Source organism: Bacteroides sp. RTP31139st1_H2_RTP31139_211217 (assembly GCF_040227615.1).
GTDB lineage: Bacteria > Bacteroidota > Bacteroidia > Bacteroidales > Bacteroidaceae > Bacteroides > Bacteroides uniformis.
This window is the reverse complement of record NZ_JBCNZM010000054.1, coordinates 1-22,129: the sequence shown is the minus strand read 5'-3', so window position 1 is coordinate 22,129 and position 22,129 is coordinate 1. Positions and strand designations below refer to the sequence as shown.

General features: G+C 47.7%; 18 protein-coding genes. 16 read left to right on the top strand and 2 right to left on the bottom strand.

Annotated features, from left to right (window positions below; translation table 11 throughout):
- The first annotated feature begins 45 nt into the window (after positions 1 to 45).
- Together pckA and ABUA47_RS11060 are read left to right on the top strand one after the other, a co-directional pair.
- On the top strand, positions 46 to 1,653 hold the full coding sequence (gene pckA / locus ABUA47_RS11065) for a phosphoenolpyruvate carboxykinase (ATP) (RefSeq protein WP_347774311.1): 1,608 nt from the start codon (positions 46 to 48) through the stop codon (positions 1,651 to 1,653).
- 137 nt (positions 1,654 to 1,790) lie between these two features.
- Entirely contained in the window at positions 1,791 to 2,438 is a 648-nt protein-coding gene (locus ABUA47_RS11060) for a nitroreductase family protein (protein WP_035447189.1), read from the top strand.
- Positions 2,439 to 2,528: 90 nt separating this feature from the next.
- Here ABUA47_RS11060 and typA read toward each other — a convergent pair whose 3' ends face one another.
- Both typA and ABUA47_RS11050 read right to left on the bottom strand, forming a co-directional pair.
- Positions 2,529 to 4,328: a translational GTPase TypA gene (typA, locus tag ABUA47_RS11055; RefSeq protein WP_347774309.1), complete on the bottom strand. Its 1,800-nt coding sequence runs from the start codon at positions 4,326 to 4,328 to the stop codon at positions 2,529 to 2,531.
- A gap of 606 nt (positions 4,329 to 4,934) precedes the next feature.
- Entirely contained in the window at positions 4,935 to 5,678 is a 744-nt protein-coding gene (locus ABUA47_RS11050; RefSeq protein ID WP_347774307.1) for an IclR family transcriptional regulator, read from the bottom strand.
- Positions 5,679 to 5,909: 231 nt separating this feature from the next.
- On the opposite strand from ABUA47_RS11050, the gene ABUA47_RS11045 reads away from it, so the two are divergent.
- From ABUA47_RS11045 to ABUA47_RS10980, 14 genes are all read left to right on the top strand, one after another.
- A complete protein-coding gene (locus ABUA47_RS11045) occupies positions 5,910 to 8,927 on the top strand; it encodes a TonB-dependent receptor (protein WP_347774305.1) in 3,018 nt (1,005 codons plus the stop codon).
- 14 nt (positions 8,928 to 8,941) lie between these two features.
- Entirely contained in the window at positions 8,942 to 10,618 is a 1,677-nt protein-coding gene (locus tag ABUA47_RS11040; RefSeq protein WP_347774303.1) for a RagB/SusD family nutrient uptake outer membrane protein, read from the top strand.
- Positions 10,619 to 10,672: 54 nt separating this feature from the next.
- The gene (locus ABUA47_RS11035; RefSeq protein WP_347774301.1) at positions 10,673 to 12,127 is read left to right on the top strand and encodes a GH39 family glycosyl hydrolase; all 1,455 of its coding nucleotides are present in this window, start codon (positions 10,673 to 10,675) and stop codon (positions 12,125 to 12,127) included.
- A gap of 4 nt (positions 12,128 to 12,131) precedes the next feature.
- Positions 12,132 to 13,796 (top strand): sodium:solute symporter family transporter, encoded by a 1,665-nt coding sequence (locus tag ABUA47_RS11030; RefSeq protein ID WP_347774299.1) that lies wholly within the window; start codon positions 12,132 to 12,134, stop codon positions 13,794 to 13,796.
- Positions 13,793 to 14,740 carry a mannonate dehydratase gene (locus ABUA47_RS11025; RefSeq protein ID WP_347774297.1) on the top strand — a complete coding sequence of 316 codons (948 nt, stop codon included), beginning with the start codon at positions 13,793 to 13,795 and terminating at the stop codon, positions 14,738 to 14,740. The genes ABUA47_RS11030 and ABUA47_RS11025 overlap by 4 nt, the downstream gene beginning before the upstream one ends.
- Before the next feature lie 10 nt (positions 14,741 to 14,750).
- On the top strand, positions 14,751 to 15,473 hold the full coding sequence (locus ABUA47_RS11020; RefSeq protein WP_347774295.1) for an RraA family protein: 723 nt from the start codon (positions 14,751 to 14,753) through the stop codon (positions 15,471 to 15,473).
- Between the two features lie 12 nt (positions 15,474 to 15,485).
- On the top strand, positions 15,486 to 16,892 hold the full coding sequence (gene uxaC / locus ABUA47_RS11015; protein WP_347774293.1) for a glucuronate isomerase: 1,407 nt from the start codon (positions 15,486 to 15,488) through the stop codon (positions 16,890 to 16,892).
- Positions 16,889 to 17,731 carry an SDR family NAD(P)-dependent oxidoreductase gene (locus ABUA47_RS11010; protein WP_347774291.1) on the top strand — a complete coding sequence of 281 codons (843 nt, stop codon included), beginning with the start codon at positions 16,889 to 16,891 and terminating at the stop codon, positions 17,729 to 17,731. The genes uxaC and ABUA47_RS11010 overlap by 4 nt, the downstream gene beginning before the upstream one ends.
- A gap of 19 nt (positions 17,732 to 17,750) precedes the next feature.
- Positions 17,751 to 18,884 (top strand): glycoside hydrolase family 88 protein, encoded by a 1,134-nt coding sequence (locus ABUA47_RS11005; RefSeq protein WP_347774289.1) that lies wholly within the window; start codon positions 17,751 to 17,753, stop codon positions 18,882 to 18,884.
- 37 nt (positions 18,885 to 18,921) lie between these two features.
- Positions 18,922 to 20,214: a BNR repeat-containing protein gene (locus ABUA47_RS11000; RefSeq protein ID WP_347774287.1), complete on the top strand. Its 1,293-nt coding sequence runs from the start codon at positions 18,922 to 18,924 to the stop codon at positions 20,212 to 20,214.
- An 11-nt stretch (positions 20,215 to 20,225) separates the two neighbouring features.
- A complete protein-coding gene (rhaM, locus tag ABUA47_RS10995; RefSeq protein WP_347774285.1) occupies positions 20,226 to 20,540 on the top strand; it encodes an L-rhamnose mutarotase in 315 nt (104 codons plus the stop codon).
- A gap of 187 nt (positions 20,541 to 20,727) precedes the next feature.
- Positions 20,728 to 20,997 (top strand): 30S ribosomal protein S15, encoded by a 270-nt coding sequence (gene rpsO / locus ABUA47_RS10990; protein WP_347774283.1) that lies wholly within the window; start codon positions 20,728 to 20,730, stop codon positions 20,995 to 20,997.
- Between the two features lie 372 nt (positions 20,998 to 21,369).
- Positions 21,370 to 21,630: a hypothetical protein gene (locus ABUA47_RS10985; protein WP_347774281.1), complete on the top strand. Its 261-nt coding sequence runs from the start codon at positions 21,370 to 21,372 to the stop codon at positions 21,628 to 21,630.
- 308 nt (positions 21,631 to 21,938) lie between these two features.
- A partial coding sequence (locus ABUA47_RS10980; RefSeq protein WP_349831607.1) for a hypothetical protein occupies positions 21,939 to 22,129 on the top strand: 191 nt, incomplete at its 3' end.

Here is a 22,129-nt window from a genome sequence, read left to right as displayed (position 1 = left end):
AAGAGATTATAAACCAAATACCAACATTTTAAATCATTAAAAGAAATGGCAAATTTAGATTTAAGCAAGTACGGTATCCAAGACGTGAAGGAAATTATCCACAACCCGTCTTACGATGTACTGTTCGCAGAAGAAACCAAACCAGGTTTGGAAGGTTTTGAAAAAGGTCAGGTAACTGAACTGGGTGCTGTAAATGTAATGACAGGTATCTATACCGGTCGTTCTCCTAAAGATAAATTCTTCGTAATGAATGAAGCCAGCAAGGATTCTGTATGGTGGACTTCTGAAGAATACAAAAACGACAACAAACCTTGCTCTGAAGAAGCTTGGGCTGACCTGAAGGCTAAGGCTGTAAAGGAATTGAGCGGCAAGCGTCTGTTCGTTGTTGATACTTTCTGTGGCGCCAACCCCGCTACTCGTATGAAAGTACGTTTCATCATGGAAGTGGCATGGCAGGCTCACTTCGTAACTAACATGTTCATCCGCCCGACTGCTGAAGAACTGGCTAACTACGGAGAACCCGATTTCGTATCATTCAACGCTTCTAAGGCAAAAGTTGACAACTACAAGGAACTGGGTCTGAACTCTGAAACAGCTACTGTATTCAACTTGAAGACCAACGAACAAGTTATCCTGAACACTTGGTACGGTGGTGAAATGAAGAAGGGTATGTTCTCTATCATGAACTACAAGAACCCGTTGCGTGGTATCGCTTCTATGCACTGCTCTGCCAACACTAACATGGAAGGCACTGACTCTGCTATCTTCTTCGGTCTGTCCGGTACAGGTAAGACTACTTTGTCAACTGATCCGAAACGTCTGTTGATTGGTGACGACGAACACGGATGGGATGACGAAGGTGTATTCAACTACGAAGGTGGTTGCTACGCTAAGGTTATCAACCTGGATAAAGAAAGCGAACCCGATATCTACGCAGCCATCAAGCGCGACGCCCTGCTGGAGAACGTAACTGTTGACGCAGAAGGCAAGATTGACTTCGCTGACAAGAGCGTGACAGAAAACACTCGCGTTTCTTATCCTATCTACCACATCAACAACATCGTTAAGCCGGTTTCCAAAGGTCCTCACGCTCATCAGGTAATCTTCCTATCTGCCGATGCATTCGGTGTATTGCCTCCGGTATCTATCCTGAACCCCGACCAGGCTCAGTACTACTTCCTCTCCGGCTTTACTGCTAAGTTGGCTGGTACAGAACGTGGTATCACTGAACCTACTCCGACATTCTCTGCTTGTTTCGGTGCTGCTTTCTTGAGCTTGCATCCTACTAAATATGCAGAAGAATTGGTTAAGAAGATGAACAAGGTTGGTGCTAAGGCATACTTGGTTAACACCGGTTGGAACGGTAGCGGCAAACGTATCTCTATCAAAGACACTCGTGGTATCATCGATGCTATCCTCGACGGCTCTATCGACAAGGCTCCGACGAAGGTTATTCCTTTCTTCGACTTCGTGGTTCCGACTGAATTGCCGAATGTAGACCCGAAGATTCTCGATCCTCGTGACACTTACGAATGCGCTTGCCAATGGGAAGAAAAAGCTAAAGACCTGGCCGGTCGCTTCATCAAGAACTTCGCTAAGTTCACTGGCAACGAAGCTGGTAAGGCTCTGGTTGCTGCTGGTCCGAAGCTCTAATCTGACAATAAAGTTAGAAACATATGGAAAAGGCGTCTCCTCCGGGAGATGCCTTTTTTCTTTTTTAATATCTCTATCTCATTGATAATCCGAAAGTTTTAGTAGTTTTGCAGAAACCATTATTCAAATAAAGCAATATGAAAAGTATCAAATTGATGTTGGCAGGCGCAAGTTTGTTGCTGCTCTGCAGTTGCAGCGCCCAAACCCAGAAAGAGACCCAAGTTGCCAATGCAAATGAAAGCAAAGAGAATGCGGTGATTGAAACCATCATGTCACGCCGCAGCATCCGCCAGTACAAACCGCAAGCCGTGAATCGCGACACCATGCAGATTATCCTGGATTGCGGTATCAATGCACCCAACGGACAGAACAAGCAATCGTGGGAAGTGCGTGTAGTGGATAACCCGGATTTCATCAACGGCATCACGGAAATCTACAAGAAGGAAAATCCCAAAGCCGCCGAAGACCCGAAATTCAAGAACATGTTTCGCAACGCTTCTACAGTAGTATTTATTGCCAATGACCCGTCTTATGACCTTTCGCAGATTGACTGCGGACTGCTGGGTGAGAATATGATTCTATCAGCCTGGTCCATGGGAATCGGTTCTTGCTGCTTGGGCGGTCCCACGCGCTTCATGACCTCTACTCCGGCTGCTGCCGAATACCTGAAGAAACTGGATATTCCGGAAGGCTATCAGCTACTTTACTGTATCGCTTTCGGCTATCCGGACGAAACGCCCACTGCCAAACCCCGTAATGCGGCAAAGGTAAAATTCATCGATTGACTTTCGTTTGAATGACGACAATAAAAAGGAGTGCCTCACCTTTCGGCGGGGCACTCCTTTCATATATAACAACTAAAACTCTTCTGTTTATCAGTTCTTGTTTGCGCGTTTACGCTCAAGCTCATCGAGGATAACCTTGCGCATACGCATTGATTTAGGAGTAACTTCCACGTATTCGTCTTCCTTGATGTACTCCAGTGCCTCCTCAAGAGAGAACTGTACGGGAGGAATCAGGCGTGCCTTATCATCCGAACCACTGGCACGCATATTGGTAAGCTTCTTGGACTTCGTTACATTAATCACCAAGTCGTTGTCATGGGAATGCTCGCCCACTACCTGGCCTGCATAAACCTCTTCCTGCGGGAAAATGAAGAATTTGCCGCGGTCCTGCAACTTGTCAATGGCATAGGCAAAAGCCGTACCGGACTCCATGGCAATCATAGAACCGTTGGTACGCCGTTCAATCTCACCCTTATACGGTTGATATTCCTTAAAGCGGTGCGCCATGATGGCCTCTCCGGCAGAAGCGGTCAACACGTTGGTACGCAGACCGATGATACCGCGCGACGGCATGTCGAACTCAAGATTTACACGTTCGCCGGCACTTTCCATCTTTACCATTTCGCCTTTACGACGGGTCACCATATCAATCATCTTGCTGGCATATTCTTCGGGAACATTGATGGTCAGCTCTTCGATAGGTTCGCATTTCACGCCGTCAATCTCCTTGAAGATTACCTGCGGCTGCCCTACCTGCAACTCATACCCCTCACGACGCATGGTTTCAATCAATACGGAAAGATGAAGCACACCACGGCCGGAAACAATCCACTTGCCATCTTCCTCGCTCTTGCGCACACGAAGAGCAAGATTCTTATCCAACTCCTTCATCAAACGGTCGTGGATGTGGCGGGAAGTAACAAACTTACCTTCCTTACCGAAGAACGGAGAGTCATTGATGGTGAAGAGCATACTCATCGTAGGCTCGTCAATGGCAATGGGCGGCAACGCCTCCGGATTTTCGTAATCGCAGACCGTATCTCCGATTTCAAATCCTTCGATACCTATCAATGCACAGATGTCACCGGAAGACACTTCCTGCACCTTTACACGGCCCATACCTTCGAATGTATGCAATTCCTTGATTTTTGATTTCACGATACTCCCGTCACGCTTTGCCAAAGACACATTCATGCCTTCTTTCAATATGCCGCGGTGTACGCGGCCCACAGCAATACGCCCGGTATACGAAGAATAATCCAGCGAAGTAACCAGCATTTGCGGTGTACCTTCCAACTGTTCGGGGGCAGGAATATTCTCCAAGATACAGTCCAGAAGCGGATAAATGTTATCAGTCGGCTGCTGCCAGTCGGTACTCATCCAATTATTCTTGGCAGAACCGTAGATAACGGGGAAATCCAGCTGGTCCTCGGTTGCATTCAAGCTGAACATCAAGTCGAACACCATCTCGTACACTTCTTCGGGACGGCAATTTGGCTTATCCACCTTATTCACAACAACGATAGGTTTCAGACCAATCTGCAGAGCTTTCTGCAATACAAACCGTGTCTGCGGCATAGGACCTTCGAAAGCATCCACAAGCAGAATGCATCCATCCGCCATATTCAATACACGTTCCACTTCACCTCCGAAGTCACTGTGTCCCGGAGTATCAATAATGTTAATCTTGGTGTCTTTGTAGTTGATAGAAACGTTCTTTGAGAGAATCGTTATGCCTCGTTCACGTTCCAGGTCGTTGTTGTCCAACATTAATTCACCTGTGCTCTGGTTGTTGCGGAAAAGGTTTCCTGCCAAAAGCATCTTGTCAACGAGCGTTGTTTTCCCATGGTCCACATGGGCAATGATTGCAATGTTCCTAATGTTTTGCATATAATACCTATTATTTTCGGGTGCAAAAATACATAAAAATCGACAGATTCTTAGAGCCTATTTCACTTTTTTCAAAAGTTTTTATGGGTTGCTTTTAAGTTCTTTTTCAGTCCATTTTCCCCTTCTTCAATTTATCATGCAACACCCGGCTGTGTCTTTCAGAAAAATCAGGAAAATGTTTTTAAAGAAAGAAGTAGAAGGCGTAGAAATATATAAATTGGATTTTAATAGGCTCTTGCTTCAACTGTGTGGCAGATGAAAATGATGCAATTTATTAAATATCAATTGTTTGAATTTGTTTTTCATCTTTTTGTAATGAGGGCAATTCCTTCTTGCCCAATTTCATGCGAAGGAAAGTAAGAATCCTATCTGCTTCTTACCAGCTCTTTATTTGCTCCTTGTCTGTACCCTGTTTTCTCCCAATTATCTCCCAATGTTCTCCCAATCTATAGAGAAGGCGAATGTTGGGAGAACATTGGGAGATTGTTGGGAGATGGTACGGTCTTGGTCGGGAGCAGGTAGGGTTGAAGTGAAGAAAATGTTCCGCAGGAGTGTTTTATTGGCAAAAGGAGGACGCGTGTTTTTGGTAGCAGCTTCTCCGGCCTTTCATTCTTGCTCCCTGATAGCTTTATTCAATAAACTGGCAGTTTCTTTCAGCCGTTTGACAATTTTCTTCTCTGTAACTTTATTAAAACGGATATCCGGCAAATAAATTCCTAAACTTGCAATGACAGCCTTCTTTTTGTAGATGGGGGTAGCAAGGCTGACTACATGATTGGCATTCGTGGAAATTTCCACCTCTTTCTTTTTTATTTCGAGCAAGGCATTCTCCAAATCCTGTGCATCCTTCACTTCCGGCCACGACTCTTTGTCGGGCAATCCGTATTTCCCAATAAAATTAGTCAATTCTTTTAAGGCATAATGAGCTAATATCACTCGGCCGGTAGTGGCTTTATAAACACTCGACTCCTGCGTGGTTCGTACCTGGATTTCATGGGTGCACTCGGCCTCATACAACAGGATTCTTTTTCCTCCTTCAATGATAGAAAGGATGATGGTTTCATTGATACTCTCTCGTAATTTGTCAACAAAAGGCTTGGCAATTTCTTTCAATTCAGCGTAATACGTATACGAATCGGTCAACTGGTAAGCCATATAGCCCAGTTTGTATCCCTTCTTCGTTCCTACTTGTTCGACATAATTTCTGTTTACCAATGTCTTCAAAATATTGGCGCATGTTCCATGATTTAGCTGAAGCGAATCGGCGATTTCGGACAAACTCAAATCTTCTTTAGGGCTTGAAGCGATTGTTTCAAGAATACTTAAGGCACGATGTATAACTTGTATCATGGCGATTTTAATGATTACTACTAAATTTTATAATGCAAAATTAATTATTTCCGATTTTAATATCAGATATTCTTCTCTATTTTTAACTACAATTGTGTTATGTCGTTCATATACTACTCATTTTTAATGTGTTTTTATGTTATGCAGCAGGTTTCGTATATTCTTCTTCGATTTCTTTTGTTCCTAAAGATACTATATTTAATTTTGCATTGAAAAATTAAATTTTATATTATGAAAATAATCTATCAATTGCTTGTGTACATGTGCTTGTTTACTTGTACTACAGCATTTGCCCAGCACGAGGTGAAGGGCAAAATCGTGGATGCTGGCACCGGAGAATCTCTGGTAGGCGTAAACATCACGGTAAAGAACGAAAGTTCCGTAGGTACCATTTCCGACTTGGACGGAAATTACTCTTTGCGTGTTTCAAAAAGTGCCACCCTGGTATTTTCTTACATTGGCTACCTCAGTCAAGAAATACCGGTGGACGGCGAAACGCAGATTAACGTATCGTTGATTGAAGACTCGAAAACACTGAGCGAAGTAGTGGTTGTAGGATACGGTACTATGAAGAAGTCGGATTTAACAGGCTCTGTGGTCAAAGCCGACTTGAATGCCATGAAAGATGCGCCGAATACCAGCATCATGCAATCGTTGCATGGTTCGGTAGCGGGATTGCAGATTGGACAAATCAATTCGGCTGGTGAAGACCCCTCGATTGAAGTACGCGGGCAAACGACCATCAATGGAAGCACTTCTCCGCTGATTATCCTGGACGGCATTATCTATGGAGGACGTATCTCGGATATTAACCCAAGTGATATCGAATCGATCGACATCCTGAAAGATGCAAGTAGCAAAGCGGTGTACGGAGCCAAGGCCGCCAACGGTGTGTTGATGATTACTTCCAAACAGGGTCGGAAAGCCCAAAAGCCTAAAATCTCTTATTCAGGAAACTGGTCGTTCAGTAATCCTACAGTCAATTACCGACCGTTGAACCGGGAAGAGTGGATGCAGAAAGTACGCGACATCGAATATGAATCGGCCTATACCAAAGAGTCCGGTTACCTATCACCGAATCCCAACTGGGATTTTTCAAAGACGCAGCTGAACGTACAACAATTGGACGGTATAGAAAACGGTACAGATTTCAGCTGGTGGGACGAGGCCATGCAAACCGGTCAGTTGTTTACGAACGTGGTTAACGTAAATGGTGGAAGCGAACACGTATCTTACTTCCTTTCGGGCAGCTGGACCAACCAACGAGGAGTGGTGAAGAATGATAAATACAAGCGTACTACTTTCCGGGCCAACATAGATGTGCAAACCACCTCTTGGCTGAAAATCGGTACAAATACCTTCTTCTCCGTGTTGGATTATTCCGGAAAATCGCCCAATATGGACGCACTTATTCGTATGCCGTCTGTAACAGCTCCCAAAGACGAAAATGACGAATGGATTACCAACCCGAGCGGCTCTTTGACCCTAAACCCATTCCTGAACTACTTGGCGGAAGATGCAGACAAACGCCATCAAATCAATACGACAGTTTATGGATTGATAAGCATTCCTTGGGTAAAAGGATTGACCTACCGGCTGAATTACAACTATACGTTGGATGCCAAAAACGCCAACAACTACAATAAATACGAAGCCAGCCAGCAGGGAGAGGCTTCCAAGCAACACGAAAATTCATCGACATGGTTGCTGGACAACATCGTAAACTACAACGGCTCGTTTGGCAAACATGGCGTAAGTGCCACATTCGTATATGGTGCCAACAGGCAGACGTATGACAAGACTTTGGCCAGAGGACAACAATACACCAGCGGCGTGACCGGATACAACGATTTGGGACAAGCCATCATTCAGAAAATCAGTTCGTCGGCCTATAAAGAAAGTAACTTGTATCAGATGCTGCGTGCGTCTTATAATTACAATAGCAAATATTTGCTGACGGCTACCTTGCGTCGAGACGGTTTCAGTGGTTTCGCCGAAAATCATAAATTCGGTCTGTTTCCTTCCGTTGGTATCGGTTGGGTATTGTCTCGCGAAGCATTCTTGTCGAAAGCCGAATGCCTGGACAACCTTAAGCTCAGAGCAAGTTTTGGTGTTACCGGCAATCAGACCGCACGCTACAGTTCGCTGGCCAAAGTTGAGCTGAATGCCGGCTCCAAATATGTGTTCGGCGACGGCGCAAGCACTGCTATCGGTTCGACCGTGACACGCATGTCCAACAAGGACTTGAAGTGGGAAACGACAGCAGAATATAATGTCGGCATCGACTTCTCTCTCTTCGGAGAAAGACTGAACGGAGCAGTCGATTTCTATCGTTCGACCACCAAGAACTTGCTGTGGGATGTCACCATTCCCACCATGACCGGTTTCTCGAGTGTACGCAGCAATGTAGGCAAGTTACGTAACACAGGATTGGAAGTCGTACTTGGAGGTACCCCTATCCGAAACAGGGAATTCCAATGGAATATCCGGATGAATTTTGCCTTGAACCGAAACAAAGTGGTTTCCTTATTAGGACGAGATGACGATGGAGATGGTAAGGAAGACGATTTGATAGCCAGCGGCCTGTTCATTGGCGAACCGTTGGGCACCATTTACGATTATGAGGTAGAAGGCATCTGGCAGCTGGAAGACAAAGAGAACGGTACCATTATGGACGGATTTTATCCCGGAACGTATAAAATCAAGGATCAGAACAAAGATGGCAAGATTACCGCTGGTGAAGACCGGGTGATTCTGGGTCATAAAGAACCCGCCTACATGATGGGTATCTCCAATGAATTCAGTTATAAAGGATTCGAGTTGCGCTTCTTTATCAATACCATTCAAGGCGGAAAGAGCGGATACCGTTCTAAAATCTCAAAGCCAGACTACATTGGCAAATCCATCGGTAACGCCGAAAATCTGAACTGGCTGACCGCATACGACTACTGGTCGCCCAGCAATCCGAACGCCAAGTTTGCAACAGCTTGGTTATCGCCTACCGTAGATACCAACCGCATGCAAAACCGTAGTTTCGTCAGGCTGCAGGATGTCTCTCTCTCCTACAACTTCAATCAGCAGTGGACACAGAAGTTCGGAGTAAACAACCTCCGCCTGTTTGTCAGCGGACAGAATCTCTTGACCTTCACAGGCTGGGATGGTTGGGATCCCGAAGCCGGTATCGGCTTTACCACCGACTCACATCCGGTGATGCGCACTTTTGCTTTTGGAATTGATTTAACGTTTTAACAGTTCAGACTATTATGAAACAGAATATTTTAAATGCCGGAATGGCTCTTTTACTTTCATGCCTCGCTTTCTCGTGCGATGAGAGCAGCTTTTTGAAAGAAACTCCTATGGACTTCTTGAGCCCGGAAAATGCCTATAACACATATACGGACTACGAAACCGCTTTGACAGGACTGTATGCCAAGGTGCGCAACAATTTCTATTGTAGCGATTTTGTGTTCTTCGAAGAGACCGATATAGCTAAAAATGCCCGCGACAACAACAATTTCATGGGCAACCTGAAAGACTGGCTCACTCCTCAACAAGAAGGAGTGGCTAACGTATGGGATCGCGAATACAAACTAATCAGCAATGCCAACACCATCATCAGCCGTTTGGAAAACAGCACTTTGACCGCAGAGCAAAAAAGCAAAGTTATGGCCGAGGCCAAATTCTTCCGTGCATTCGGCTACCGTACATTGGTTTATGTGTTTGGGGGTGTACCGCTGGTGCTCGAAGAAAACATCTCGCCCAAAACAGATTTCACGCGCCAACCGAAAGAGGAGATATTAAAAGCCATGTACGATGATTTTGCAGAAGCGGCAACCGGACTTCCCGAGATACAGACAGTGGCTGATGGAAAACTTTCCAACTTGGTGGCGAAGCACTATCTTAGCGAAACCTGTATTTCATTGGGCCTTTATGACGAAGCCATCCGCCTGCTGACTGAGGTCATTGACAATCCGAATACCGGTTTGATGAAAGAGAGATTCGGGACACACAAATCGGAAGCCGGAGATGTGTTTTGGGATTTGTTCAGAAGAAAAAATCAGAACCGCAAAACCGCCGGTAATACGGAAGCCTTGTGGGTCATCCAAATGGAGCCGGATGTAGACGGTGGTTATCTGACTTCCACTTCCTATCGTCCTTATTATCTGGAGAGATTTGCGGCTCCCGTAACCTATTCTTGCACAGATCCGGAAGGCAAAAAAGCATTTCTTTCGTCCAACGGACGTTCAGACCTGAATGTGGGTGGGCGAGGTGTTGCCAACATGTCGAATACCCATTGGTGGCTATATGAAATTTGGGGTGATGACTTCGACACGGATATGCGCAATTCCTCCTACAACGTGGTACGTGATGCTTATTACGATTTGCCATCTTCGAAGTATTACGGGAAAAGCATCCTGGCTCCCGAAACAAAGAGCAAGCTGCTGACGGAGCAATCTTGGCGCTGGTATCCATGGCCCAGTAAGATTACCACTCCCGGTGAACATCCCGAAGCCCTTTATGCCGACCCTGCACAGAAGACGTTGAAGTCCACCGCTGGTGCCACCTATTTGGACCAATACATGTTGCGATTGGCAGAAACCTATCTGCTGCGTGCGGAAGCCTATTTGGCGAAAGGCGAAAAAGAGAAAGCCGCCAATGACATCAACGAGGTAAGGAGTCGTGCCCATGCATCGAAAGTAGCAGCCTCGGCGGTCACAATAGATTACATCTTGGACGAACGTGCCCGCGAACTGGTGTATGAGGAATTCCGCCGGATCACCTTAGGCCGGTTGGGCAAATATGTAGAACGTGTTCGCCGATACAATACACTCAACGGACCGCGCATAGAGGAGCATCACGAATTGTTCCCCATCCCCTACAGCGCCATCGAGGCCAACAAAGATGCCGTATTGGAACAGAATCCCGGTTACAAGAATTAAAAGGCTGTTGTAAGCGAAGAAATATTCACACGTTACTATTTCAGAAGAATGACAATGAAACGAAGAATACAAAGTGGCTTTCACCTGCTTGTACTACTCATGTGCGTGAGTTCATGCAGGCAGGCGCCTGTCCATGAAGAGAGGGTAAAAACCGATTTGACTGTCTCCTACGAAGTTGCCGGCATATTGTCGCCCAAAAGCATTCACGAGGTCGAACATGAACTGACCTTAGGATGTGAAGTGCTGGATAGAGACTATACCGACTATCAGCAGTACAAGGAGTACCTTACTCCGTTGGGATTCAAGAAAATACGGCTGCAAGCCGGATGGGCCAAGACAGAAAAAGAAAAAGGTGTCTACAACTTTGCCTGGCTGGACTCCATCGTCGACGATGCCGTGGGGCGTGGTTTGAAAATCTGGCTACAAACATCGTACGGAAATCCCATCTATCCGGGTGGAGGCACCCCCTACCTGAAAGGTGGATGGCCTGTTTCCGAAGAGGCCAAGAAGGCATGGGACAACTGGGTGCGGGCGTTGGCTACCCATTACAAAGGGAAAGTGCATGAATGGGAAATTTGGAACGAACCGGATATCAACAAAGAGCTTGGCAATAATTACGAAAGTATTGCAGACTTGAATATCCGTACCGCCGAAATTATCAAGGAAGTAGACCCCGAGGCCAAAATCGCAGCCTTGGCCCTTGCCCTGATTTCCGATACATCGCTGGCCGAGAATTGCCTCAAGGAATTCCAAAGACGAGGCAAGTTGGATCTGTTTGACTGGATTTCATACCATCAATACATGTTCCGTCCCGAGGATATGTATCCTCTGACAGACAAGCTTCAGACGGTCATCGATAAGTACACGTCCCGCATCAAATTGTGGCAAGGAGAAAGCGGAGCCCCGTCCAAAGGGCGAACCGGTGGTGCTTTGGGCGCCTACCAATGGTCGGAAGTATCGCAAGCCAAATGGAATTTAAGAAGAATACTCGGCGATCACGGACGTGGCATTGCCACCGGCATATTCTGCATTGCAGACATGAACTACGGTGGCAACGATGCCATCAAAAAGAAAAACGTGAAAGGGTTGCTGGAGACCGATGACGATAAGCAGGTCATACACGTTAAAAAGGCTTATTATGCGATGCAGCACTTAGCTTCGGTCATCGATTTGTTGCAACATCCGGTAGCGGCAAATCTGTTTGAGGTGAAGAACGATTATCCGCATACTCTTTTCGCCTATCAGGATGAAACCAGCGGATTGCACTCTTTCCTTGTATGGTATGATGAGGCCACCCCCACCAACTTTAATCAACCGACGTTGGTCGATGTGGAAGTGATTGATGGTCAGTTCGAGCATCCGGTATGGGTAGATATTCTTACAGGGAAAGTCTGTACGATTCCATCAGGCTCTATCAGTAGGGAAGGAAACAAATACCGTTTCAGCAAACTTCCTGTGTACGATTCACCCATTTTGGTTACCGACCGGAGTCTGATTCAATATGAGTAGCGACATGGAATTACAATTGCAATCACTCGATTATTGGGCCATCGGCATATACATACTGCTGATGGCTGGCATCGGACTTTCCTTTGGCTGGTTCATCAAAGATGTAGGAGCCTATTTCAAGGGGAATGGAACCATTCCCTGGCTGATGGCTACTGTCACCAATTTCATGGGGCTGTTCAGTACATTCGTCTTTGTGGCCTATGCAGGTATCGCCTATGAATACGGTTTGGTGTCCATTACGGTATTTTGGTCCACTGTTCCGGCCTGTATCATCGGAGGTATATGGCTGGGCGGTCGCTGGAGGCGTACCGGCTGTGTCACGCCTATAGAATACTTGGAACAACGCTATAGTTTTTCGGTTCGCGAAGTCATGACGTGGGTAGGGCTATTGGTCCGGCTGTTGGACAACATGGTTCGGCTGTACGCCATCGGTGTGTTCATTACCGTAGTCACACCGCTCTCGCTGGAGGCTGCCATCATCATCTCGGGGGCAATCGTTACGTTGTTCAATATCATTGGTGGAATTTGGACGGTGACCATCATGAGCACTGTGCAGTTTGTGATACTGATACTCATCACATGCGTCCTGTTGCCGGTGTCTTTGCACGAAGTGGGAGGCATAGAAGGGCTTTATCAACAGATTCCGGAAAAGATGATGTGGTTTAACGGCCCGAAAGGAGCGTTTTTCTGGCTGTCCGTCTATTATGTGATGACTCTCATCAAATACAACGAGAACTGGACGTTCATTCAAAAGTTCTTCTGCGTGAAAGATGAAAAGGCTGCCAGAAAAGTGGGAGTGGTGACAGGCATACTGTTTTTAGTCTTCACCCCTATTTTTTTGATTCCCGCCGTGGCCTCTTCGGTGATAGTCCCTGGTTTGGAGAACACCGAAATGTCTTACATCTCGGTGGCAATCAAGCTGCTTCCTGCCGGCATTATGGGTATCATGTTCTCTTCCATGTTTGCAGCAACCATGTCTTCGTTGAATGCGGAATACAATGTTATGTCCAGCGTATTTACCAAGGATGTGTACCAACGGCTGTTCAATACTGCAGCAAGCGAAAAGCAACTATTGGTTGTGGCCCGTTGGTCGACATTGGTCATCGGAGTCCTCATTGCTGCCGGAGCCATTTATATCCAAGGCTTCGGAGGGGCTTTTGAAGCCAACAAGCTGTTTACGGGCATTTTCTGTATCCCGATAGGCATTCCTTTGGTATTGGGCATCGTAAACCGGAAGCCTAATGCCAAGGCCGCTATCGCGACAATCAGTGCCGGAATCAGCGCCGGAATCGTATTGAACGCGCTCCCCTCTGTCAGTTGGGAAAGTGCCACCCTCATCGAGCTGTTGCTCTGCCTGGTGCTTTACTACCTGCCGGTTTATGGGCAAACGGCCGAAAAAGACCGGCAAGGCGTGGGCAAGCTATTCGAGGCGTTGGACAGAAGCATCAATGCTGCCGAACTTCCCTCCATATCACCCCAATACGTCAAGGCATTAGTCTCCTTGTTACTATTGTCTTTGATTGTATCCGGCGGACTTTTTATCGGAATGAGTATTCCCAACCTCCACTCCATGGGCGGGGAATTAAGCCTATGGGCCGGCACACTGAGTCTTCTGCTGGCAGTGGCCTTATGGGTCGGTTACAAAAATAAATTAAAATCAAGAAAATGAAATTAGCATGGTATTTACCCACTCTACCGTCGGAAAAGTGGAAGATAGCCACCCAATTGGGTGTAGAATATGCAGTAGCGGCTCTGCCTGCCGAACGCTATTACATGAAACCGTGGGACTTCAAGGCATTGCTGTATGCCAAAGAGAGCCTGAAAGACGCAGGGCTGAAGCTGGAAGTGATAGAGCCTGCGCCGCCTCACTATAAAATAAAATTAGGCCTGCCCGGCCGGGACGAGGAGATAGAAATTTTCAAGCAAGTGTTGCGGAACATGGCAGCTCTGGAGATTCCCGTCTTATGTTATAACTTCATGCCCCAATCGGGGTGGTACCGTACTTCTTTCGCAAAGAAAGGACGGGGTGGAGCCTTGGTTACAGCTTTCGATGCGAAGCTGGTGCAATCCGCACCGCAATTGACGGAGGCCGGCACACTGCACGACGAACAGGTGTGGGACAACTACAAGTATTTCATGGACAAAATCTTGCCCGTGGCCGAAGCCTGTAAGGTGAAGTTGGCCCTTCATCCGGACGATCCTCCGGTGCCCTCCCTGCAAGGAGTTGCCCGGATATTCAGGAACAGAGCCAGCTTCGACAAGGCCATGCAACTCTATCCCAGCGACTACAATGGGATAACACTCTGTCAAGGCACCTTTGCCGCCATGGGCGAGAACATACCGGACTTGATCAGGCACTTCGGACAAAAGATTTTCTTCGTTCATTTCCGCGACATACGCGGCAATGCCGAGGCTTTCGAAGAGACTTTCCACGATGAAGGACAGACCGACATGAAAGCGTGTATCCGGGCCTATCAGGAGATTGGGTTCGATGGTGTCATCCGTACGGACCACGCGCCCATCATGGCCGGCGAAGCAGGCGACAATCCGGCTTACGAGATGCTGGGACACATATTTGCGACAGGATATTTGAAAGGTTTATTAGAAAAATAAAAATAGAATCATGGATAAGAATTTAATGAAATTGGAGAAACTGATTGAAAAATTAGATAAGACAGACGAGGTGGTATTTCCTATCTCGGAACAAGAATTGTGCGAACGTTACGAGAACCTGTACACCGGAGCGGTGAACGATGTGTTGCGCGAAGCCACGTTGCTGGATCAGGCACTGCCCGTTTCCATACTGCCGTTGCAGTTCGAGATGCGTGCCGCCGGCATCGCGTTTACCATCCGCAGTAATCCGGATCCTACCGTCATCGGAGAGATGGACATCAGGGCACAGATGCTGGACGACATGCCTAAAAACTGCTGTGTGGTATGGGATGCCGGAAACGAGGAAGAGGCTGCCCACTGGGGCGAGGTGATGACCGCATCTGCCATAGCCCGGGGAGCCAGGTGTGCTGTGGTCAATGGCGGATTGCGCGACACAATCCAGGTACTCAAGCAGAAGTTCCCTATTTTCTACCGTTACCGCAGTTCGAACGGTTCGTTGGGGAGAACCAAAATCACAGGTTATAACTTGCCGGTCAGAATCGGCAAAGTCTACATAAAGCCGGGAGACGTGATTTTTGGTGATGTGGACGGAGTCGTAGTCATCCCCCGCCGAATAGCTTATGATGTATTATTGAGGGCTGAAGCCATCAAACGGCAGGAGAAAGAGATGCGTACCTGGGTACACGAAGGCTTTTCGGCACAAGAGATGGTGAAAAATGGAGGTTATTTTTAAGCAGATGCACCCATGAACAACTTTATTGATGAGAATTTCCTATTGACAACGGATGTGGCACGGCAACTTTATCACGAAGTGACCGCGCCGCTTCCGGTCATAGATTTCCACAATCACCTCGATCCGCAGAAGCTGGCTGTGAATTACTGTTTCAGCGACTTGGCGGAACTTTGGATTAGCTCCGACCCCTATAAGCACCGTATGATGCGCATAGCCGGCATTGATGAGGAGATAATCACCGGCACCCGCGTCTCGGGCAAGGAACGGTATGACGCTTGGGCTTCCCTGTTCCCGTATACCATCGGCAATCCCTTGTTCCACTGGTCGTGTATGGAGTTGAAACGCTTCTTTGGCATCGATGACATTCTGAACAGGCAAAATGCGGATGAGATATGGGAAACGTGCAACCACCTTCTCCGGCAACCGGGTTGGGGCATGCTGGATATCCTGCAGATGTGCAAGGTGGAGGTATTGTGTACTTCCGACGACTTGCTGGTCGACCTTACCTCCCATCAGCAGGCCTCTTGCCAACCGCAGCAAATCGTGGTAAAGCCATCGCTGCGAGCCGACTCGATCAGTGCTTTTTCGTCTCCCTCTTTCCGGAGCTTCGTTTTGCAATTGGCCTCTCAATGTGGAATGCAAATAAACGGCCTGGAAGAGTACTTGCGCGCCATAGAGCTTCGGTTGGACGACTTTTCCAAAGCCGGATGCGAATATGCCGACCATTCGTTGGATGCCGGTTTCCGCTTCGTGCAAATATCCGAAGCAGAGGCCTCGGCCTTATTCGGCAAGCTGATGGAAAACCAAATGCTTTCTTCTGCAGAAAACATCGGCCTGCAGTCGTACCTTTTATCCTACTTAGGGCGGTGCTATGCACAACGGGATTGGTGCATGCAACTGCATATCGGTGCCAAGCGGGATACCAACACCCGGCTGAGAAGGAGCCTCGGCCCGGCCGGAGGATATGCATCCATCGGTCAGGCATGCGACATCGACAGCCTGGTGCGACTGTTGGACTCGCTCGACGAGTCGGACGCATTGCCACGTACCATTCTGTACACACTGAACCCAGCGGACAACGCAGCTTTCGCTACCCTGACCGGGTCTTATTCGGGCAACGGCATCAGGGGGAAAGTGCAGTTTGGCCCCGCATGGTGGTATAACGACCATCTCGAAGGGATGAACCAGCAGTTGCAAGCACTCTCTTCGTATGGCTTGCTGAATAGTTTTGTGGGCATGACCACCGATTCGCGGAGCGTGCTCTCTTTCTCCCGCCATGAATATTTCCGCAGGACACTCTGCCGGTTTATCGGCCAAAAGGTCGCCGACGGGGAATTTCCATCGGATCTCTCTCTGCTGGGAGAATTAGTAAGAAACATCTGTTACAACAATATTAAAAAATGGAGAAAACTGATATGAATACGATAAAGAAAGAAGTGGCTGTCGTTACGGGAGCCGGTGGCACGTTGTGCTCGGCATTAGCCATAGAACTGGGACAAAAAGGATACGATGTCGTACTGATGGGGCGCAGTATGGATAAACTGCTGAAGACGGAACAAACCATCAAAGCGGCAGGTGGCAACGCGTTTTCCGTGGCCTGCGATGTGCGCAATCTGGAGGAGGTCAGGAAGGCGCATGATTTGATTAACAAGACCTTGGGGCCTTGCTCGATTCTGATTAACGGGGCGGGCGGCAACCAGGCAGAAGCCGTTACTTCTGTCAATGAATTTGATGCAAGAGAGCTGCAAGAAGAGCCGGACAGCCTGCGCGGATTCTTCAATTTGGACATGAAGCGTTTCCTTGATGTAATCGACGTCAACGTGATGGGCACGGTCATTCCCTGCCAGGTCTTTGCACCCGATATGGCGCGTGCCGGCAAGGGATGTATCATCAATTTTGCTTCGATGAACACCTACCGCCCCTTGTCTAAAGTGCCTGCTTATGCCCTGAGTAAAGCCGGCATAGCCAACTTCACCCAATGGCTGGCAGCCTACTTGGCACCTGCCCACATACGCGTGAACGCCATCGCTCCCGGGTTCTTCTTGAACGATCGTAGCCGCAAACTGTTATTGACCGCCGACGGCGGGTGTACGGAGAGGGGCAGCAGCATTTTGCGCCAGACTCCCATGAAACATTTCGGAGAGGCAAGCGAGTTGGTAGGGTGCATGAACTGGCTGATTGACGAAAAGGCATCCGGATTTGTGACCGGCATAACCATCCCCATCGACGGTGGCTTCTTGGCTTGTAGTGGAATCTGAATCAATATGAATACCTGTCATGAGAAATAAATACATCCTATTGCTGATTTTCATGTCTCTCAACATCTCCTTGTCTAATTCTCAGGAGATGCCGGAACAGCAAGAGACTTTGAAGCACATGTTGCTGGTCAACAACTATTTTGTGACGAAATACCCCGACCCGTGCCAACCTACGTTCGTACAGACCCTGCGTCCCAGCAACATCTGGACCAGAGCGGTCTACTTCGAGGGGTTAATGGCTCTTCACGCTGTCTATCCTCTGGAGGAGTTCTACCAATACGCCCTCAAATGGGCGGAGTTCCACCAATGGGGGCTGGACAAGGGAGCCATCACCCGCCATGCCGACAACCAATGTTGCGGACAGACCTACATCGACCTGTACAACATCTGTCCCGACGACCCCCGCAAAATCAGAGACATCAAGTTGTCCATCGACATGATGGTCAATACGCCTCAAAATGATGACTGGTGGTGGGTGGATGCCATTCAGATGTCTATGCCCGTATTTGCCAAACTGGGAAAGCTGACCGGCGATCCTGCCTATTATGACAAGATGTGGGAACTGTATTCCTATACACGCGATTGCCATGGCGACCATGGCCTGTACAACCGCAAGGACATGCTTTGGTATCGCGACAAAAGGTTCGCTCCCCCTTACAAGGAACCCAATGGGAAAGACTGCTATTGGTCCAGAGGAAACGGTTGGGCTTATGCTGCTTTGGCGCGTGTGATGAATATCATCTCGCCCAAAGAGAAGCATTACAAAGATTACCGGAAAGACTTCTTGCAGATGAGTAAGGCCATTAAACGCTGCCAGCGCGAGGACGGCTTCTGGAATGTCAGCCTGCACGACCCGGGCAACTTCGGCGGGAAAGAGGGCACCGGTACGGCCTTGTTTGTCTATGGATTGGCGTGGGGCATCCGCAACGGCATACTGAACCGTGACGAATATCTGCCCATGACCCTTAAAGCATGGAATGCCTTGGTAAAAGATTGTATGCACCCCAACGGCGCACTGGGCTACATGCAAGGACGAAGCAACAGTCCCAAGGCTGGGCAACCCCTGACCTACGACTGCATACACGAACCGGAAGATTTTGCCGTAGGATGTTTCCTGTTGGCGGCTTCGGAAATCTATAAACTAAAGAACTAAGAATTTCAAAAATCAGAATTTCAAAAATCAGAATTTCATGTATAGAAGTCTTTCTCTATTTATACTCGGAATATTATGGGGGGCTATCCCATTGCCTGCCCAGCGACTGGTCAAGGCGGGGATGGGGTATAGCTCGACCTCGGTCAATACGGCCATCTTCCGGACCAACTCTGTCACTTCGAAAGGAAAAACACAGTTCATCGCCTATTACGATGAAGAGGGGTATCTGACATTGGGAAAACGGAAACTGGGAGACGAAACGTTTGAAACACTCCGTTCGCCCTACAAAGGGAAGTGCGAGGATGCGCACAACATCATCAGCATCGGCATCGATGGAAAGGGGGTTCTGCATGTGGCTTTCAACCACCACAACGCCTCGCTGCAATATTGCAAAAGTACAGAAGCCTATTCGCTCCGTCTGGATACCCTGCAGCCCATGATAGGGAGGGACGAACGGAAGGTGACTTATCCCGAATTTTATACGCTGAGAAACGGAGACCTGCTGTTTGCCTACCGCTTGGGGAAGTCCGGACAAGGTAATCTGATTCTGAACCGGTATGACGTGCGGAAAGGCCGCTGGAACCGCCTGCAAGATACGCTGATTGATGGTGAGGGGAAGAGAAACGCCTACTGGCAAATCTGCGTAGACCGGAAAGATGCCATACATGTCTCTTGGGTATGGCGCGAGACCTCTTCCGTAGAGACCAACCATGACCTCTGTTACGCCTGTTCAAAAGACGGAGGAGTGACCTGGCAAAAATCGACAGGCGAACCATATCGGCTGCCTATCACGCTGCACAACGCTGAATATGCTTTCAAGATTCCACAGAAAAGCGAACTGATCAATCAGACCAGCATGTCGGCCGACAAGGAAGGGAATCCTTTCATTGCTGCTTACTGGCGTACTCCTGGCGACTCATGCCCACGGTATAGATTGATTTTCAAAGATAAAGATGAGTGGAGGATGGTGACCGTGGCCGACAGGCAGACGGACTTCACGCTGAGCGGACGTGGCACCAAGATGATTCCCATCTCGCGTCCTCGCGTGGCTGTAGGCCGTCAAGGAGGAATTTATTATGTCTATCGCGACATAGACCGTGGAAGCCGGGTCTCGCTGGCCTATACAAGCAATCCTACGGGCGGAACTTGGCTGGTGAAAGACCTGACCGATTTCTCCGTAGACGCTTGGGAACCCAGCTATGACACCAACCTGTGGAGCAAACGGAAAAGGTTGCACCTCTTTGTGCAGCGTACTTCGCAGGGAGACGGTGAGAAGGTCAAGCAATCGGCCGCCCAACCGGTGTATGTATTGGAAGTCGAACCAAACTAAATGATACCTATATGAGACGAGAAGCATTTAAAATGTACTTAAAAGCGGGCTGCGAGGCCGAGTACGAGAGAAGGCATGCCCAGATATGGCCTGAGTTGAAACAACTGTTGTCCGATAATGGGGTTTCGGATTACTCCATCTTCTGGGACAGGGATACCAATGTGCTTTATGCCTGCCAGAAGATAAGCGGAACCGCTTCTTCCCAAGACATGGGTAGCAACGGCATCGTGCAGAAGTGGTGGGACTACATGGCCGACATCATGGAGGTCAATCCGGATAATTCGCCCGTAAGCATTCCGCTGGCCGAAGTCTTCCACATGGAATAAATCAAGGAGCTTCATTGAGGAACCTGTTTATATTTTATTGAAAAAACTCCAAGAAAATTCAGACAGGTGTCAGTGAATGATGGATTTATAAGCATAAAAATCGTGGTAATTCATTGCCAATTAAAAGATAATATGTACCTTTGCAGCCCCGAAAGGGAATATTTATAATAACTTTTAATTAAACATTATGTATTTAGACGCTGCTAAAAAGCAAGAAATCTTCGGCAAATACGGAAAGTCTAACACTGATACTGGCTCAGCTGAGGCTCAGATAGCTTTGTTTTCCTACCGTATTGCTCATCTGACTGAGCACCTGAAGCTCAACAGAAAGGATTATAGTACAGAGAGAGCTTTGACTATGTTGGTAGGTAAACGCCGTGCGTTGCTGAACTACCTGTACGACCGCGACATCAACAGATATCGTGCCATCGTCAAAGAACTCGGCTTGCGTAAGTAATCTACTTGCGGCAAAAACCATTAAAAAAGGAAGTTTTCCAAAAGGAAACTTCCTTTTTTGTTTATAATCCGATTTATACGTAATTTTGTATCCATGAAAAGGATAGTATCAGCAGCAAATCTTTCGATAACAGTCACTTTTCTATTAGTACTGCTATCATTCGGCTTCGGTTATCGCAGCTATTCGCAGGCAGAACAACACGTGGTCTCTGACCTGAATCAAGCGCTGCAACGCACAGTATTGCAGCACAAAGGATTATAGTTGAATGCAGATACCATCCAAACCTATGCCAAGTTGCAAGAAGTGATGGATACTCCCGTTTCCGTAAGCGGTTTCCACAGAGCCTTTACCTAAGCATTGTCCATCATCGGATTGAAAGATGTCTCTACACTTTCGCTGCATATACTGAAAAAGAACGCTCCCGCCACCGTATTCAATGAAATTCCTGCCGGATATCTTGCCAGCGACACATTGGTATGGCTCTCCACCACAGCCGATGCATCTGGACTGACACTTTCCTTCCGAGGATATGCCCGTTGCCCAGCTGCCATGCTGTTCAGCTTATCCAAGCAGACATCTGCCAATCGCTATGGCCGGGAAAAGACAATGCGGACGAAACACTCTATACACTGATACGGCGTTTGAAACCTATTGTCGAGGATAACAACAACCTCAAAATAACAACAGACCGAGGCCGTGCCTACGGGCTGGAAATAAGAACCAAAACATTATAAGAATCATGGCAACCCATGAACAAGCAGTCCATCTCATTTACCGGAGATATGGATACAGAAAAATAGCCATTCCCCGCCCAGAAGAGTAAGAAAAGGCATTGTCAGTCTATTGTCAGGCAAATGTCAGACAATTATCCGCTTTTTGTTTCTTCCATCCCGGCAGAAAGCGGATACCTTCGTGTCCCGAAATCAAACAACAACCGGAACATGAAACAGATAATATGTATTCTTGCCCTGCTCTTGATGAGTGTCACGACAACAAAAGCACAAACCAGCCCGACTCTCACAGAGGAAAAGCAACCGATAGAGTTTGCCAACATCGCCCTCCTTTCCGAAGATTCCACCTTCATACAAGGAACGTGCAGCCGAAGCGATGGTAGTTTTGAACTTCGTCCTCC